The following is a 17,419-nucleotide window of genomic DNA, read 5'->3' on the forward strand; positions in this document are numbered from 1 at the left end:
CAAGTGCCCCTGTAAAACCGTTTTCTATTGCACTGTCTCGCCCACTGACACAGTCATGCTGAGTTAAGATGAAGTCAAGATGCTGTACGAGATTTTCGCCTTTTTACTGGGCACACTGGCGACTTTGCTGGTTTCTGCTCTTTTGTTACGCACATGGCTCCAAGGCATGCGTGTGAGTTTTACAAATCCTTTAGGCCAACTGGTTATCGCCATCACTTCATGGCTGGTCCGGCCAACGCGTAAACTGATTCAGGCGAAGGGCCGTTGGGATTGGGTTTGCGTGTTACTCGCCTATCTAGTGCTGGTGCTGCAATACCTGCTTTTAATCGGCGCTGCAGGCCAATGGCAGCTTGGAAGCATTGCGCCTATCCAAGCGGCATTTGCGCTACTGCAGGCAGCGGTCTGGCTCGTTATCGGGTTACTGTTGATCATGGCCATTTTGTCTTGGATCATGCCCGGACATTGGCTTGCCTCTCTTGCCGAGCGTTTATGCCAACCTCTATTGGCGCCGCTACGCGGTCTACTGCCAAGCAGTAGCGGCATTGACGTCTCCCCGATGGTATTGAGCCTTTTGCTCTACATTGTCTTGATCGTCATTCGACGCTTGGAAATGGTTGCAATCAGCCCCGTGCTAACCATAGTCATGACGCCATAAGCAAGACGCCAGCGTCTACTCACATCAATCAAGGACTTTCCCCCATGCAATTTCTTCACACTATGCTTCGCGTAGGCGACTTGCAACGCTCCATCCATTTCTACACACAGGTCATGGGTATGCAGTTGCTGCGCACCTCTGAAAACCCTGAATACAAATACTCACTGGCATTCTTGGGTTATGGCGGCGGCAACCCCGCACAAGCTGAATTGGAGTTGACGTACAACTGGGGCACAGAAAGCTATGACCTTGGCACCGCCTACGGCCATATTGCGTTAGGCGTACCTGATGCCTATGCCGCGTGCGAAAAAATCAAACAAGCTGGGGGCAAAGTCACCCGCGAAGCGGGCCCCGTTAAAGGCGGCACCACAGTCATCGCTTTCGTAGAAGACCCAGACGGGTACAAGATTGAGTTAATAGAACGTCAAGATGCCCAAGCGTCTGGCGGTGGTTTGCGCTGAAGCAATGCTGCAACCATTGGAAAAATATCCACCCCGCTTTAACCCACACAATCTACGGTATGACAAACATTGATTTGGCCGCCATGCGCGAAAACTACACTCGGGGTAGCCTGTCAGAGCAAGAAGCCCCTCAAGTGCCTGATGCACTGTTTGCACAATGGCTGGAACAAGCCGTTCGAAGCCAGGAACCTGAAGCCAATGCAATGACGCTGGCAACCGTGGGCAACGATTTGCGCCCCAGCACACGCATTGTTCTGCTTAAAGGGCATGATGCGCAAGGTTTAGTCTGGTTCACCAATTATGAAAGTCGCAAGGCCCATGAGTTGGCTGGAAACCCGCAAGCGGCCTTGCAGTTTTACTGGGCTAATTTGCAACGCGTCGTCCGAATTGAAGGTGTCGTACAAAAAACCACCGAGCAAGAAAGCGCCGCGTATTTTGAACAGCGTCCTCTTGCGTCGCGTATCGGCGCATTGACTAGCCCGCAAAGCCGCAAAGTGGCCAATCGCGAAGCTCTCGACCTAGCCTATGCACGCATTGAAGCAGAGGTTGACGCATCAGGGAAAAATCCTGAACGCCCCCTGTTTTGGGGCGGCTACAGGTTGGTGCCGCAGTATTGGGAGTTTTGGCAAGGTCGTGTCGGTAGACTGCATGACCGCCTCATTTACAGCAAAGACAAACAAGGCCAGTGGTCCATTGATCGACTTGCCCCGTAACCAGCGCTCAATCATTCATTTGACTGCGCAGGGCCAACTGCTCGCTCAAAACATCCACAAACGCCCTGACTTTAACGGGTCTAAACCGAGCAGCAGGAAATACAGCATGGATGCCGCCTGTGGCAAGCTCCCATTGTGGCAAAACACGCACCAGACGGCCTTTGGCAATGTCTTGTTGAACCACAAAATCAGGCAGCACTGAAAGTCCCACGCCCAAGCGTACGGCCTCACGCACAGCCAGCGTTTCATTCAAAAAAACGCTGGCCTGCACATGCACTTGCTGACGCTCTAAAGCGTCGCGCGAAAACGACCATTTCAGCGGTTCACGCAAAGCTGTGTTGGCCACAAAAGGCAGGGATGTTAAATCTTTGGGTTCACTAATTGTTTCTGCTTCACGCACCCATTGGGCACCCGCAACCAATACTTGTTCAAACGTGCCCACTTGTCTTGCCTGCAAATGCAACTCTGTCAACCAGCCTGCACGGATGGCCAATTCCACTTGACCATTCATCAAGTTCAGCGCCTGATCGCTGTATATCGCCTCGACCTTACAGGCAGGGTACTTGCGTGTGAAAGTCGCAATCGCAGGCACGACAACAGCAATACCAAAATCCAATGGTGCCGTTAGCCGCAGCACTCCTGTAGGCGCTTCCGCACTCTGCGCCAACTCATTAAATGCGTCACCAGCTTCGCGCAGAACCAGCGTGCAGCGTTGGTAGAACGCCTGACCGACTTCCGTTGCCGCCACTTTGCGTGTGGTTCGCGTCAGTAAACTTGTACGGAACTCTCGCTCCAAACGCGCTACCTGCTGACTCACCACTGCTTTGGTAATACCCAAACGTTCTGCAGCTGCTGTGAATGACCCTGTTTCAACCACCGCAACAAAATACGTCAAACGCTTTAAATTCGCATACATGTTTTGGGTGGATTCACTGATATTGTTTGTTTTTTGCATACTTTTAATATATTCAATTCATCTTTATCAATCAATTCATATTTTTTAGAATTCCTTCCATCGCAACACGCAACCGTGTCGCGCCACCCTATCAAAGTGAAAAGGATTCTCCATGACCAGCACGCGTATTCACTATCTTTTCGACCCCTTGTGTGGCTGGTGTTATGGGGCAAGTTCTGCTGTAACGGAGCTGGCTCAAGCCCCTGGCATTGAATTGCATTTGCAACCAACAGGCCTATTTGCTGGTGCAGGTGCGCGTCCTATGGATGCAGAATTTTCTCATTACGCGTGGACCAACGACCAACGCATTGAACGCCTGACCGGCCAATCCTTCAGCCATCTCTACCGCCAACAAGTTCTCGGCAATCACCAAGCAATGTTTGACAGCGGACCAGCCACCATGGCGTTGACTGCCGTAGCACTAACTGCGCCAAACCAAGAGTGGCAAGTGCTTAAAACGATTCAGCAAGCACGCTACGTTCATGGTCAAGACATCACCGATGTTCACACACTGGAAGCATTGCTCAAGGCTACAGGTCATGCAGCAGCAGCCGACTTACTGCAAGCAAGGCCTCCTGAGCTGCTTGATACATACAAAAGCAGAACAACACATGCACAACACATTTTGCGGACAGTCGGTGCGCGGGGCGTTCCTACATTCGTACTCCAAAGCAACGACCAATACCGCCAAGTCCCCAGTGGCATGGCCTATGAAAATCCGCAAGGCTTTGTGCAACACCTGCTTGCCTTAAACACCGGCGAGCCAACACCTACCCAACCCAATACGTAAAGCACTGTCCATGACTATTCATCATCAAGACCAATTTCCCGCAGAGGGGCATACCTACCATGTCAATTTTGGTAGCGGAAATGAATTCGAGATTGCCTTTGGCCACCAATTCGACATGACCTTCACGAAATTGGCCGAGCCCAACAAAGGCCAAACCGAAACCATTTTCTACAAGCGACAATTTTTACGCGAAGGCCTATACATGGTGCATTGGCAAGAGAAAGACAAAACCACGGTCGTACATGTTGAGGACTTTGCCAACGAACAGATCTACAGCAACATCACGTTCCCTGACGGCACATTTTTCAACGGCGTATCCACTCTCAAAAAGGTGAAATAAATGGCATTCCACTCTCTCTTTCGCATTCCAGCACTGATTAGCGCCGCCGGCTTGGCTTTGAGCGCCAGCATGGTCGCCCCTTCCGCAGGTATCGCCGCCACCGCAGCAGAAAAAGCGCCCCTTCAAATTGAAATTTTCAACCCAGGGCATGATGCTATTTTCGCCGTCTCCTCCGTACTGGTGACCGGTCAATCAGAGGCGATCTTGATTGATGCGCAGTTTTCTGCCGCTGATGCACGCAAACTGGTCAACCAAGTCAAAGCGTCGGGCAAACCATTGAGCACCATTTACATCAGCCACGGCGATCCTGACTTCTACTTCGGTCTGGATACGCTCAAGGCGGCATTTCCTAACGCAAAAATACTGGCAACCCCACAAACCATTGCACACATTGAGCAAACAAAAGACGAGAAACTCAAAGTGTGGGGTCCCCAACTGGGAGAGAACGCCCCAAAAACCCTTATCACGCCTCAAGCGTTACAGGGCGATACGCTCAACCTCGAAGGCCATGAGCTGAAAATTATGGGGTTAACTGGGCCAACACCAGATCGCAGTTATGTTTGGATTCCATCCATCCAAACCGTGGCCGGTGGCATCCCTGTATTGGCTGGTGAACACGTTTGGATGGCTGACACGCAAACTCCACAATCGCATACCGACTGGCTTGCCACTCTCGAAACCATCAAGGCGCTTCACCCCAAAGTAGTGGTCCCAGGTCATTTCGCACCAGGCTCAAAGCTCGACATCAGCGCAGTCACCTTTACCGGTGACTACATCCGCGCTTTTGATGAAGAAACAGCCAAAGCCAATAATTCTCAAGATTTAGTCGAAGCCATGAAAAAACGCTACCCCACTTTAGGTGGCGAGTCTGGGCTGGAGCTCAGTGCCAAAGTAGCCAAAGGCGAAATGCAGTGGAAATAACCCCTCACGGGCTGGTGGTCTAGGCCACCAGCCTTGTTTGAACAAACACATCCACCATGCAGACCCCCTACCACCTTATTGCGTCTTTCTATGATGCATTCAATCGCAACGATGTTGCCACTTTCGAGCAACTGCTGGCCCCACATTGGGTCAACCACCCAGCCGATCCCGGGCAAGCCAATACCCCGGATGGATTTAAGCGTGGCGTAGCGCAAACCCATGCTGCCTTTGAGCAATTCCATATTACGATCGAAGCCGTAGTACAAGAAAATGACTTGATCGTCGCCCGCATCACAATGACTGGCAGACACACCAGTCCTTTTGCTGGTATCGCCCCCAGTGGTCAACAAGTGACTTTTACCGGTATGGATATGCACCGGATCAGCAACAACACCATTGAAGAGACGTGGCATTTTGAGAATTTTGATGGACTCATAAAGCACACCGTCTCTCCTATCGCAGCGCAATCACTTAAGTGACGACTACCGCCAAGCAGCCTGCTTTTAAGACGCAATCAGATCAGGCTAAAGCAGCATAATAGTGCGCTTTATTGGTGCGTATCCTGGCTTGTTCAGATGGGCTGAAAAGCAATAAGCGCCTTTCCCTCTTGGCACGTGCGCACCATGTCTGAACGCAAAACGATTGCTACTCACGCCTCCACCATTTTGGTCGGGCAGCTGGCCACCATGGCCTACAGCATTACCGATGTAATGGTCATTGGGCACTACTCAGTGCAGGCGCAGGCAGCGCTTTCTGTTGCTGGCGCGATTTTCATTACCGTTTTTGTCAGCCTACTTTCCAGTGTGCAGGGCATTTTGCCTGTGTGGGCTGAATTACTGGGTGCGCGAAAACTCCATCTTCTAGGCGCCTCGGTGCGCCAAAGCCTTTACTTGTGCGGAACACTGACTTTATTCGGTGTGATTTTGCTATTAGTGGGGCCTACATTACTGCTGCCACTCATGCAAGTTCCTGCAGAAATGCATGGCCCTGTGCGCAGCTATTTAGGAATTCTGTCTTTGGCCTTACCCCTGGCCATGGGCTATCGTATTTTCGTCACCTTGAGCCAATCCATTGGCATGCCACACCTGGTGACATGGTTGCAAGTAGCAGGTTTAGCCGTCAAAGTTCCCCTGACCATGGCACTTGTCAACGGCTGGGGCATGCTGCCAGATATGGGGATTGCAGGCAGTGCATGGGCCACTGTGGTGGTGCAACTGTGCTTACTGGGTTTAGCCCTATGGTTGGTTCGCCACAACAGCACCTACCAAGCGCTCAAACTATGGATTCGGCTTGAGCCACTGAATTGGTCAAGTCAACGCGATTTCGCACGCTTGGCCATTCCCTCAGGGTTAATGGCTTCGGTAGAAGTGAGTTCTTTTGCCGTTATGGCGCTACTCATCTCGCGCCAAGGCGATACGATCACCGCCGCACACCAAATTGCCAGCAATTTTGCGGCCATTTGCTATATGTTTCCTCTTTCGCTAGCCATTGCTGCCAGTGCACGCGTGAGCTATTGGCGCGGCGCTGGCAATGCCGACATGGCGCAGCGCCTGGCTGTGGCCAGCTTGAAAGTGGGCTTTGCCATCGCATTGGGTCTGGCAACACTGCTCATACTGCTGCGCGAGCCACTTACCAGCTTGTACACACGCGATAGCCTAGTACAACAAACCAGTGCAATGCTACTGTATTGGATTGCGCTTTATATCTTGGCCGATAGCATGCAAGTGATCACGATCTTTCTGCTGCGCAGTTGGCGCATTACATTGGCACCTATGGTGATCTACCCTGTGATGCTCTGGGGCATTGGCGTGACGGGCGGTTATCTATTGGCCTACCACGGGCTGCTAGGCATTGCCGCTCAAAACGGTGCCTGGCCATTCTGGGCCACCAATGTTGTCGCCTTGACCATTACGGCACTAAGCCTCCTGTACTTGCTGCGGCAACGCTTACGTCTCCCCGCAGCCTCAGCGAACAACATGCCAAGCCAGCAATGATAATTGTCAGGTGCTGTGCGATACAGTTCGTCGCACAGTACCACCAAAGTGCAGTGGCACTTGTAGCCTCACTTGGAGCTGACAGTGGTCTGAACCTCAACCAGCCAGCGCAGCCTTCACTGCTGCCGAGACTTCCCCCATATCCGCTTTGCCTGCCAATTCTTTTTTGGCTTGCCCCATTACTTTGCCCATATCGCCAGGGCCTGCAGCGCCCAGCTGCGCAACAATTTTGGCCACAGCATCAGTCACTTCCTGCGCATTCAAACGCGCCGGCAAGTAGGCTTGCAGCACTTCGACTTCAGACTGTTCCTGATCGACCAAATCCTGGCGATTGGCCTGCGTGAATGCTGCAATTGAATCCTTACGCTGCTTCACAAGCTTGTCGACAATTGCCACTACAGCAACATCATCGAGCTCAATACGCTCATCTACCTCGCGTTGCTTGATCGCCGCTTGCAGCATGCGAATAGTGCCTAAACGGTTGCTATCTTTGGCCCGCATGGCGTTTTTCATATCTTCCGTGATTTGTGCTTTCAATGTCATAGATCGACTCCATCAGTACAGCAGCATCATGTACTCTGCAAAACGAGTAGGTTACTGCAAACCCCACAATTTTTCAGTGAGTACGTTCAAAAACAAAAAAACCGCGCGAGGCGTCCCTCTTGCGCGGTTTGATCAAGCCCACTTGTTTATTGAAGCAAACAAGTGTGATTCAAGCCAGTTGGCCTGAAAAAACTCAATACATTTTTTTAGGCAATTGCATGCTGCGTACGCGCTTGTAGTGGCGTTTGACTGCAGCAGCTTTTTTACGCTTGCGTTCTGTTGTTGGCTTTTCGTAGAACTCGCGAGCACGCAGTTCGTTGAGCAGGCCCAGCTTTTCAATCGTGCGCTTGAAGCGACGCAAAGCGATTTCATAGGGCTCGTTTTCTTTGACGCGGATAGTAGTCATTCAAATCAAAAATATGGTGCCAAAGGTGCGTGAAAAGGAAGATCAGGCCTTATCAACTACCTTAGCGGTTTCGCCCCGTTTGTTCAGTAACTAGTATGGCCAACAGGGCAATTGCCAGCAAAGTCAAGCATTATAGCCGACAGAGAGCCTCATGCAACGCAAATCACCATATCTTTCGTATTTGCAGGCAAACACAGCGCCAAAACTCAGACTGAAGTTCTGCGTTTATCTGCCATGGCTTGCGCGCATGCATACGCACTTGCCCATGCCCATTGAAAGTTATAACCGCCAAGCCAACCGGTCACATCAACCACCTCGCCAATGAAATAAAGATCTGGCTGCACGCTCGACTCCATGGTCTTGGAGGACAGCGCTCGCGTATCTACGCCTCCTAAGGTCACCTCTGCTTTGGCATAGCCTTCTGTTCCACTCGGAGTAATTTGCCACGCCTGCAGTTGTTGCGCCAACGCAGTCAATGCTTTATCCGGCACCTGATCAATGGCTCGCAGCCATTGCGGCTGCTGCGCGACCATCACTTCAACCAAACGCGCAGGTAACCACTGAGCAAGTACGTTGGCAAGCAAGCGTTTGCTATCGCGTTTGGCTTCAAGCAAAGCAGTCAACACATCCATCTCTGGCAGTAAGTTGATTGCAATCGGTGTACCCGGCTGCCAATAATTGGATATTTGTAAAATCGCCGGGCCAGACAAGCCGCGATGCGTAAACAGCAAGTCCTCTTTAAATTGCGTCTTGTTCTTGCCTTGACCGGTAGCGATATCAACGGGCATAGCTAAGCCCGCCAAGCCCACATAAGTAGCCCAATCACTCGAAGCAAACGTCAAAGGCACCAGGCCCGGGCGACGCGCAATCAAGGGGATAGCAAATTGCGCTGCAATGCGGTAGCCTAAGTCCGTTGCGCCAATTTTGGGAATCGACAATCCTCCAGTAGCCACCACTACGGCCGCAGACTGAACGGCGCCCAGCGATGTCGTCAGCACAAAACGCTCCTGATGTGCCTCTCCTTCCTGCCTCACCACCGAATGCACCTCGCAAGGGTTCCATATCTTGACGCCTGCCTGGGCACAAAGCCCTTGCAGCATCGTGATGACATCTTGCGCACTATGGTCACAAAACAATTGGCCTTTGTGCTTTTCATGAAAGGCAATGCCATGCGATTGAAGCAAACTGGTGAAATGCTGCGGCGTAAAGCGAGACAAGGCTGAGCGGCAAAAATGTGGGTTGTCGCTAATGAAGTGCTGCTGGGGCTGGCGCACATCCAAGTCACGATTGGTGAAATTGCAGCGTCCACCACCTGAGATTCGAATTTTTTCGGCCAACTTCTTTGCGTGATCCAGCACAAGAACGCGCAAACCCAAAGCGCCCGCCTGCGCGGCACAAAACAAGCCTGCCGCGCCGGCTCCAATCACAATGGCATCAAAGGATTGCGCCTCTATTGATGATGCTGCAAATGAGGGCTTATCCGTGGGCGCGTCGGCTGTCAACGTCGTATGTACTGGCAATATGGGGAAATTGGTAACCATCCCCGTATTGTTGCAGCACCGCACTGGCTTTAAGGACATCTCCAACCAAAATAATGGCAGGGCTAGCAATACCTTGCTCGCGCACCACATCAACCAACTGCGCCAAAGTGGTAACGACACGCCGTTCATGCGGCAACGAGGCAGACTGCACCAACGCCACAGGTGTATCACCAGGCAGGCTCTGGAGCAAACCTGACTGAATACCTGCAACTCCCTTTACGCCCATGTAGATTGCCAACGTCAAGCGCTGGGCATGGGCCAATTGCGCGATTTGCGCCCAATTCAACTCTTGCTGACCTGGGGCGGCATGGCCTGTCAACAGGACAACGCCATGTGCATAGTCCCGATGGGTCAGCGGAGCCATCAAGGCCGTTGCGGCCATCACTCCCGATGAAATGCCATTCACGATAGTGACGGGAACTCCCGCAGAGCGCAAATAGGCCAGTTCCTCACCCAATCGGCCAAAAATAGAGGGGTCCCCCCCTTTAAGTCGCACCACGATTTCGCCGTTTTGAGCTTCCTGCGCCATCAACTTCTCGATGAAGGCTTGCGGCGTGCTTTTGCAGCCACCACGCTTGCCAACGTGCACGATGCGTGCCGTAGGCGAGGCATGTACCAGCACTTCATCATTGACCAAATCATCGACCAACACCACCGTTGCACGCGCAATAGCTTTGACGGCTTTAAGTGTCAATAACTCAGGATCACCTGGCCCAGCCCCAACAAGCAAACACTCCCCCATAGCAGACATCTGCATGCCGCCGGAGGTCGCGCTTGAAGGAGGGCTAGAAGGGAAAGCGGGCTCGGTCATGGGAATATTGTGATGCGAAAGCAAAGGCCATCTATTATTCAATACAAATCAGATTTTTTAGTTATATAAAAAATATCTGGCCCTATTTTCATTACCACCAGTAGGCAACTAGGCAACGTAAATCATGGTTTAACCAATAAGGTTTCTCGCGTTGTCAGCATTTTCTTTACCTCGGGCGAACGTGCCAAGCGCCCCTCCTTAGCAAAGGCGTGGTATTGCTCATCAATAGCATCCAACTGGTAGAGGTAATTGACCATCAAGCCCAAAGACTCACGCATGCCTTTGGGAGACGTATCTCCCATCCAGTTGATTTGCTGCAGACTTGCTCCATTGCCAAAATGGAATCGTGCGACTGGATCCAACGGCTCCTGCCTACGTTTTTCATTCAGCAAGTAATGGGCGCACTCCCCTTGCAGCCATTGCTTGAGTACCAACAAATCATCTTTTGTAACCAAGCCGCTGTCATGCGCACAATCTTGCGCTTGCACAATCGTCTGAAGGCGTTCAAATCGCGTCTCATCCCCCTCGCCTTCAGTCATATAACGCAATTGCAAAGGCAATTGCGCGACGTAATCATCATCGGCCAGCCTCGTATGCAACCACTTGGCAAAACCGGGCACAGGAGACAGCGTGGCAAAGGTCTTCAAATTGGGGAATTCCTGCGACAGTTGAGCCACTACCCGCTTGATCAAAAATTCCCCCATACTCACACCACGCAAACCCGGTTGCGCATTAGAGATGGAATAAAAAATCGCGGTCGTCGCTTGTGCTGTGTCATGGGTAGGTTGCGCCTCATCGAGCAGCATTTGCACATTGCTGGCAAGCTGGCTAACCAAAGCCACTTCCACAAAAATCAACGGTTCATCCGGCATGCGTCCATGAAAGAAAGCATAGCAACGCCGATCAGAATCAAGACGGTTACGCAAATCATCCCAAGATTTGATTTCATGCACGGCTTCGTAGCGAATCAGCTTTTCCAACAACGCAGCCGATGAATTCCAGCTCAAACGTTGTAACTCCAAAAAACCTGCGTCAAACCACAATGTCAGCAACCGCAACAAATCTTGCTCTAATGGTGCGAGCGACTCTTTTTGCGCAGATTGAAGCAATTCAGCACGCATAAAAACCAACGACTCAATGCCGTTAGGCAGCAAATTGAATTGCTTCAGAATTCGCAAACGTGGCGATTCCAGCGCATCAGCCATACGTGCCTGTGCAAGTAATTGATCGCTTGGCTCCTGTGCCTCTTGGTAGGCCACTATCGCATCTTCAAGCGCAGCGCCGTCCACCCCGAAACCACTGGCCAATCGTTGCATGAACAGCACGCGATCATCTCCATTGGCATGCAGATACATATCCAGCAATTGACGCACTCTGGCCCGCATGCGCGTTTCACTGTCGATCGGGCTGGCAGCTTCTTGCAGGAGTTTGTCCACCAGCGCCCACTGTTTGTTATCGAATGCCTGAAGCCCCGCTAACTGAACATCGCTGCCACTACGGCCGCCCACCAGTCTGCGCCAAATCCGCATGAAACCTGCGCCACGCGCCGCATTGGCCAACACGTTGCCTACCATCGTATTGCTATTTCCCATGAGAATCCCTTGAAATACGGCGTGCAGCTCCAGCACCAGTGCGCAGATCCACGCCAACAATCACACCGTGTTGATACATGATAATCTCAGCCTAACGGGACTTTGCCCTGCAGCCAGGCGCAGCAGAGTAAATGATTTCAACCATCCATAGAGGACAGAGGTTATGAACATTCGCTTACAGCTCATCATCTTGCTGGTACTGGCCATTGGTGGTCTTTCATTCTTGAACTGGGAGGCGTTGACTGCAGTCACCACCGTCTCTTTTGGCTTCACTGAAACACAAGCGCCATTGGGTTTGATCTTGTTGTCGTTAATGACGATTCTGGGCGTTTTTTTCTTGGCCTATATTCTCTGGCTCAAAGGCACTGTCATTCTCGACTACCACCGCCATACCAAAGAACTCAAGCACCAACGTGAGCTGGCTGATAAAGCTGAAGCGTCACGTTTTACCGAATTGCGCGAATTTTTAATTCAGCAGCATAAAGAAAGCCAAGAAGTGCTGCTCAATAAAATTGACGATCTCGAAGAGCACCTCTACAGCCGTGTGGATGATTCAGACAACACCACAGCGGCCTTCCTTGGCCAAATTGAAGACCAGTTGCGCCAACCGGTAATCCCTCAACTCGAAGTCAGACCCTCTGCGTCCAAAAATGACACGTGGTGACATCTGGTGTTTTAAAACAGTGTTCAGAATGCGACAAGTGCGTTCACAACACCGCAGCAAACCTTCCACCACTCCCTTTCAGAACGTATTCACGATTTATCGCGCAACTCAGCAAATAGTGCTTGGTACAAGGCATAGCGGCTAGGCGCGATAAGAGGTAAGGCCATACCGCCTGCAGTCTCTTTATTGGCTTCTTCAACCCTGGTGGCTTCGACCTCTTCCCTATCCACCGCATCACGCACAATGCAGCCTGGCTCATGGATATGGGTGCAGTTATAGAACTTGCATCCTGTCGCGTGACGACCAATGTCTGGCATCCATTGCGGCAATTGCTGCCATTCAATATGGTTCAAGCCAAACTCCTGGAAACCCGGCGAATCCAGCACCGCTGTCTGCTCGGCACGATCCACCCAATACCAAGTCGTCGTCGTCGTTGTGTGCCGCCCACTGTTGAGCGCCCGTGAAATCTCTGCCGTTTGCGCATCGGCAGCAGGCACCAATCGGTTGATCAAAGTGCTCTTTCCCACACCAGACGGGCCTAAGACCAATGTTGCTTTGCCCTGTAATCGGTGCAAAAGCGCTGGCCAGTCCTCGCCACCGTGCTCGGCATCGAACTGCACACGAAACACCGGATACAGCGCTCGCCCAGTTGGTAACGCCGCAGCAGAGCCTGCAGATTCAAGATGGGCGGTAGGCCATACTTGGCGATAAGCGGCCAAACGTTGCCACGCCAATGCAAAAGGCTCCGTCAAATCCTGTTTATTCAAACCAATCAAAGCAGGAATACCAGCGGCCTGCGCCGCAACCAGAGCCTTGGCCAACTGCCATTCAGAGAAAACGGGTTCTGCACCCAGCAACACCAATACCTGATCGATGTTGGCGGCAAATGCTTTAGTGCGAATGTCATCTTGGCGATAGAACAAATTGCTGCGAGGCAAAATCGCTTCTATGCTGCCCTCATCGCCCTGCCCCGTTGCAGGAGCGAGCCAATGCACACGGTCGCCCACAACGGCTTGGCTCTTCTTGCCTCGTGGATGGCAAATGCGTCGCTGACCATCCTCTGTTTCAACCACGTAATGGCGACCATGTCCTGTCACCACCAATCCTTCTTGCAATGCAACAGCCATCTTCACGCTCCGCCGTGGTTGGTCTGAGCACTGTCAGGCATGTGCTTGCATCCGCGCCAAACGTTCTGTGGCAGGAGGGTGTGAATAATGGAAACGGGCATACAGTGGATCTGGCGTTAAGGTAGAGGCATTATCCTCGTAGAGTTTGAGCAATGCAGAAGCCAAGTCGTGGCTATTGGTTTGCGCCACTGCATACGCATCAGCCTCAAACTCGTGCTGGCGTGACAACTGAGACCACAAAGGTTGAACCAGTCCCCCAAACACCCCCACCACCATGCTGAACAAAATCAATGCCAACGCACTGTTATTGTTAACCGCAGCATCCAACACGGTACCGCCATCAGACATCGCAGGCATCACGCCCAACCCCCAATAAAACCACGCTTGGTGCAGCAACCACCCCAACAAAGCAAACGCCGCAAAACTCAAAGCAAAAAATGACCATAAGCGCTTGGTAATGTGCTTGTGCTTGAAGTGCCCTAATTCATGCGCGAGCACGGCCTCCACTTCTGGCCCCGAGAGCTTGTTGAGTAACGTATCAAAGAACACAACTCTTTTTGCACTGCCCAAGCCTGTGAAATAGGCATTGGCATGCGCACTGCGTTTACTACCGTCCATCACAAACAGCCCCTGCGATTTAAAACCACTGCGCGCCATCAACGCTTCAATCCGATCTTTGAGCGCAACGTCTTCTAATGGTTTAAAACGATTAAACAACGGCGCAATCACTGTCGGAAACAACCACATCATCAGCACATTGACTGCAACCCACAAAGCCCATGCCCACAGCCACCAAAAGCCGCCCGCCATTTGCATCAGCCATAACACGGCTGCCGCCAATGGCACACCAAACAACGTCCCAACCAATAAAGAACGCATTGCATCGGCCAACCACAGACGCCAGGTCATCTTGTTAAAACCATAACGCTCTTCAATCACAAAGGTCTTGTACAAACCCCAAGGCAAGCTGATCGCCCCTGCAATCACCGCAAAAGCCAACAGAACCAACAATTGCTGCACAAAGCCCGGCCCAGTCCAACTCAAAAGGGCTTGATTCAATGCATCAAGCCCTCCCAATAGTGTCCAGCCGATCAAGACCATGGCAGACACCACGTTTTCAAACATACCCAAGCGGACCGTATCTACGGTGTAATCAGCGGCGCGCTGGTGGGCGCTTAAACCAATACGTTGCGCAAATATCGCAGGTACGACAGCGCGGTGAAGTGCAACATGCCTCACTTGGCGTACACCGAGCCACATTTCGACCACCAATTGCAGCAGCAAGCCAGCCACAAACAAAACCGTAAACCAGAGAGCTGGCGAAAAAGAGGGGTTCGTCATGTGTAAAAAATCAAAAACTTTTCTTCAGTAAGAGTGAAGGGTAAAAATACAATCACCGCATCCAAGGGATATCTGGCACAACATTCGCAGCTTTACACCAGCGCGCAGTTTAAGGCAACGCTCAACAGCAGTAATTAGACAGCTTCTACAAAGTTGCAAGTATCGCAGCGCATCCATTCTTCAGATAAGAATCGCACAGAAATGCTTTAAGCACTACCCTGAATGCGCGACAATTCGAGGATGAACACCGCAATCGTCTCTACAGCAGCATCCGAACAACTTGATGGTGCAGCCGCTCCTTCCGCTTCCGCGAATTCGCAAACCACCTTAATCAAATCCGATGACAACTTGATTTGGTTAGATTGCGAAATGACTGGTTTGCATCCCGACTCGGATCGACTACTGGAAATCGCTGTCGTCATTACAGGCCCACAATTGCAGCCACGTGTGGAAGGCCCCGTGATTGCCATCCATCAAAGCGATGACATCTTGGGCAAAATGGACGCATGGAACAAAGGCACGCATGGACGCAGCGGCCTGATCGACAAAGTGCGAGCATCAACAATTGACGAAGAACAAGCCCAAGCACAAATCCTGCAATTTCTGCGCAAGTACATTGCCAAAGGCAAATCCCCAATGTGCGGCAACACGATTGGCCAAGACCGCCGTTTTCTAGTGAAATACATGCCCAAACTAGAAGCATACTTTCACTACCGCAACATCGATGTCAGCACACTCAAGGAGCTCACACGGCGCTGGAAGCCAGAAATCACAACTGGCTTCAAAAAAGCGCAAAAACACACTGCGTTGGCCGATGTACATGAATCTATTGACGAGTTGGAGTACTACCGTCAACAAGTCATGAAAATCTAATCTTTGTCTGTGAACACATTGGATCTACAGGTTTTCCCTGCCAACCAAAGGATGACACCGTAGCGCCTGTTTTTGCACTATGAGCGTGCTATGCTTATCTGTGTTTCACACGAAAAGAATAACAACCTCTGGATGCTCTTTTGGAGCCTTTTCGCCTTAGCATCCAGAGCCTTTACGGGTGATTATTTCACTTCATTTCAGTGCCGCGTGCATGCACGACTTGCATGTCTTGGCACACCCATGAACAAATTTGGTTCAATACGAAGAAAGTCGAGGACATTCCAATGAGACTGATTTTGCTGGGCGCACCGGGCGCAGGAAAAGGAACACAAGCGGCCTTTATCTGCGAAAAATTCGGTATTCCACAAATTTCCACTGGCGACATGCTGCGCGCCGCAGTCAAGGCAGGCACGCCACTGGGCGTAAAAGCCAAAGCCGTGATGGATGCAGGCCAATTGGTCAGTGATGAGATCATTATTGGCCTGGTCAAAGAGCGCATCGCACAGTCTGATTGCGCCAAAGGCTTTTTATTCGACGGATTTCCTCGCACGATTCCACAAGCAGATGCCATGAAAGAAGCTGGCGTTAAGCTCGACTACGTGCTGGAAATTGATGTACCTTTTGGTGACATTCTCGAGCGTGCCACAGGCCGCCGTCAGCACCCAGGTAGTGGCCGTACTTACCACATCAAATTCAATCCACCCAAAATCACAGGTGTGGACGATGTTACAGGTGAACCACTGATTCAGCGTGATGACGACAAAGAAGAAACCGTCAATAAGCGCTTAGAGGTCTACGACGCCCAAACACGGCCATTGGTGGCTTACTACTCTGAGTGGGCTCAAAAAGAGCCAGCCACTGCACCGCAGTACCGCAAAATCAGTGGCGTAGGCTCTGTAAGCGACATCACTGCTCGGGCGTTCGAGGCCCTCAGTAAATAACGCATTACGGATAAAAGCATCCTAAAATCTAAGCGCCATTTATGGCGCTTTTTGTTTGTCTAGCTGTCGCATCCCGAACGATAATATAGAAATCAATCGACGCCCGCTGTCCAGAGCCAGAGAGGTCCTGCGAGATCTCAAGGAACTGCTGAAGGCACGAGAAAGCGCTCACCGGGAGGGCGCTGCATGAAGATATCTTTGCACAAAAATGCGCGCACCACACCAGCAGTGCGAGCCGAATTTGCAAGCAGCACGGACAGTGTCGCCATACTCGCCAAACGGCATAACGTGACCGAGATGACCGTGCGCAAATGGCGAGGACGCGATACGTTTGAAGATCGCAGTCATACAGCCCACCGGCTGCAGACCACGATGAATACCGCGCAAGAGGCCATTGCGGTGCACCTGCGCAAGAGCTTGTTGCTATCGTTGGACGATCTGCTGGCTGTCATGCGTGAGTTCGTGTGCCCAGATGTCTCGCGCTCTGGCTTGGGTCGATGCCTGCAGCGCCACGGCGTTGGCAACCTGCGCACCATGCAGCCCAAGGCCAAGAAGTTCAAAGCCTATGAGCCTGGCTATGTGCATGTGGACATCAAATACTTACCTCAAATGCAGGATGAGGCCAGCAGAAGCTACCTATTTGTGGCCATTGACCGCGCTACGCGGTGGGTGTTTGTGCAGATCAAAAACAGCAAGACAGCAGCCAATGCCAAAGCCTTTCTCAAGGCATTGGACAAAGCCTGTCCGCTAT

General features: G+C 51.6%; 20 protein-coding genes. 12 read left to right on the top strand and 8 right to left on the bottom strand.

Annotated features, from left to right (window positions below; genetic code table 11):
- The first annotated feature begins 79 nt into the window (after positions 1–79).
- From E9531_RS05340 to pdxH, 3 genes are read left to right on the top strand one after another with little or no spacing between them, the layout of a single operon-like run.
- Positions 80–655, top strand: coding sequence for a YggT family protein (locus E9531_RS05340; RefSeq protein ID WP_136572709.1), 576 nt, complete (start codon positions 80–82; stop codon positions 653–655).
- Between the two features lie 44 nt (positions 656–699).
- Complete coding sequence (gene gloA / locus E9531_RS05345) at positions 700–1,116, top strand: lactoylglutathione lyase (RefSeq protein WP_136572710.1); 417 nt, start codon at positions 700–702, stop codon at positions 1,114–1,116.
- Positions 1,117–1,175: 59 nt separating this feature from the next.
- A complete protein-coding gene (pdxH, locus tag E9531_RS05350; protein WP_136572711.1) occupies positions 1,176–1,829 on the top strand; it encodes a pyridoxamine 5'-phosphate oxidase in 654 nt (217 codons plus the stop codon).
- Between the two features lie 7 nt (positions 1,830–1,836).
- Here the strand turns inward: pdxH and E9531_RS05355 are convergent, their stop codons facing one another.
- Positions 1,837–2,784 (bottom strand): LysR family transcriptional regulator, encoded by a 948-nt coding sequence (locus E9531_RS05355; protein WP_136572712.1) that lies wholly within the window; start codon positions 2,782–2,784, stop codon positions 1,837–1,839.
- Positions 2,785–2,896: 112 nt separating this feature from the next.
- On the opposite strand from E9531_RS05355, the gene E9531_RS05360 reads away from it, so the two are divergent.
- The 5 genes from E9531_RS05360 to E9531_RS05380 all read left to right on the top strand — a co-directional run bounded on the left by E9531_RS05360 (position 2,897) and on the right by E9531_RS05380 (position 6,829).
- The gene (locus E9531_RS05360) at positions 2,897–3,574 is read left to right on the top strand and encodes a DsbA family protein (protein WP_136572713.1); all 678 of its coding nucleotides are present in this window, start codon (positions 2,897–2,899) and stop codon (positions 3,572–3,574) included.
- Positions 3,575–3,584: 10 nt separating this feature from the next.
- Positions 3,585–3,914 carry a MoaF-related domain-containing protein gene (locus tag E9531_RS05365; RefSeq protein WP_136572714.1) on the top strand — a complete coding sequence of 110 codons (330 nt, stop codon included), beginning with the start codon at positions 3,585–3,587 and terminating at the stop codon, positions 3,912–3,914.
- Complete coding sequence (locus E9531_RS05370; RefSeq protein WP_136572715.1) at positions 3,915–4,835, top strand: MBL fold metallo-hydrolase; 921 nt, start codon at positions 3,915–3,917, stop codon at positions 4,833–4,835.
- Positions 4,836–4,891: 56 nt separating this feature from the next.
- Positions 4,892–5,314, top strand: a complete 423-nt coding sequence (locus tag E9531_RS05375; RefSeq protein WP_136572716.1) for an ester cyclase — start codon at positions 4,892–4,894, stop codon at positions 5,312–5,314.
- 144 nt (positions 5,315–5,458) lie between these two features.
- Positions 5,459–6,829, top strand: a complete 1,371-nt coding sequence (locus tag E9531_RS05380) for an MATE family efflux transporter (RefSeq protein ID WP_136572717.1) — start codon at positions 5,459–5,461, stop codon at positions 6,827–6,829.
- 96 nt (positions 6,830–6,925) lie between these two features.
- Here the strand turns inward: E9531_RS05380 and E9531_RS05385 are convergent, their stop codons facing one another.
- From E9531_RS05385 to E9531_RS05405, 5 genes are all read right to left on the bottom strand, one after another.
- Positions 6,926–7,372: a GatB/YqeY domain-containing protein gene (locus E9531_RS05385; protein WP_136572718.1), complete on the bottom strand. Its 447-nt coding sequence runs from the start codon at positions 7,370–7,372 to the stop codon at positions 6,926–6,928.
- A gap of 193 nt (positions 7,373–7,565) precedes the next feature.
- Complete coding sequence (gene rpsU / locus E9531_RS05390; protein WP_136404599.1) at positions 7,566–7,778, bottom strand: 30S ribosomal protein S21; 213 nt, start codon at positions 7,776–7,778, stop codon at positions 7,566–7,568.
- 206 nt (positions 7,779–7,984) lie between these two features.
- Positions 7,985–9,319: a BaiN/RdsA family NAD(P)/FAD-dependent oxidoreductase gene (locus tag E9531_RS05395; RefSeq protein WP_136572719.1), complete on the bottom strand. Its 1,335-nt coding sequence runs from the start codon at positions 9,317–9,319 to the stop codon at positions 7,985–7,987.
- Positions 9,255–10,130 carry a uroporphyrinogen-III C-methyltransferase gene (gene cobA / locus E9531_RS05400; RefSeq protein WP_136572720.1) on the bottom strand — a complete coding sequence of 292 codons (876 nt, stop codon included), beginning with the start codon at positions 10,128–10,130 and terminating at the stop codon, positions 9,255–9,257. Before cobA ends, E9531_RS05395 begins: the two co-directional genes overlap by 65 nt.
- 122 nt (positions 10,131–10,252) lie before the next feature.
- Entirely contained in the window at positions 10,253–11,722 is a 1,470-nt protein-coding gene (locus E9531_RS05405) for a malonyl-CoA decarboxylase (RefSeq protein WP_136572721.1), read from the bottom strand.
- A 163-nt stretch (positions 11,723–11,885) separates the two neighbouring features.
- Between E9531_RS05405 and E9531_RS05410 the strand changes: the two genes are divergently transcribed.
- Entirely contained in the window at positions 11,886–12,386 is a 501-nt protein-coding gene (locus E9531_RS05410) for a LapA family protein (RefSeq protein ID WP_136572722.1), read from the top strand.
- An 89-nt stretch (positions 12,387–12,475) separates the two neighbouring features.
- On the opposite strand, the gene rsgA is transcribed toward E9531_RS05410, so the two are convergent.
- Both rsgA and E9531_RS05420 read right to left on the bottom strand, forming a co-directional pair.
- Positions 12,476–13,513, bottom strand: coding sequence for a ribosome small subunit-dependent GTPase A (gene rsgA, locus E9531_RS05415; RefSeq protein ID WP_136572723.1), 1,038 nt, complete (start codon positions 13,511–13,513; stop codon positions 12,476–12,478).
- Between the two features lie 33 nt (positions 13,514–13,546).
- A complete protein-coding gene (locus E9531_RS05420) occupies positions 13,547–14,854 on the bottom strand; it encodes a M48 family metallopeptidase (protein ID WP_136572724.1) in 1,308 nt (435 codons plus the stop codon).
- 240 nt (positions 14,855–15,094) lie between these two features.
- On the opposite strand from E9531_RS05420, the gene orn reads away from it, so the two are divergent.
- The 3 genes from orn to E9531_RS05435 all read left to right on the top strand — a co-directional run.
- The gene (orn, locus tag E9531_RS05425) at positions 15,095–15,727 is read left to right on the top strand and encodes an oligoribonuclease (RefSeq protein ID WP_136572725.1); all 633 of its coding nucleotides are present in this window, start codon (positions 15,095–15,097) and stop codon (positions 15,725–15,727) included.
- A gap of 284 nt (positions 15,728–16,011) precedes the next feature.
- A complete protein-coding gene (gene adk, locus E9531_RS05430; RefSeq protein ID WP_136572726.1) occupies positions 16,012–16,668 on the top strand; it encodes an adenylate kinase in 657 nt (218 codons plus the stop codon).
- Positions 16,669–16,854: 186 nt separating this feature from the next.
- The coding region (locus tag E9531_RS05435; RefSeq protein ID WP_136572727.1) for a transposase family protein at positions 16,855–17,419 on the top strand (565 nt) is incomplete at its 3' end.

The organism is Lampropedia puyangensis, from assembly GCF_004833285.1.
Classification (GTDB): domain Bacteria; phylum Pseudomonadota; class Gammaproteobacteria; order Burkholderiales; family Burkholderiaceae_C; genus Lampropedia; species Lampropedia puyangensis.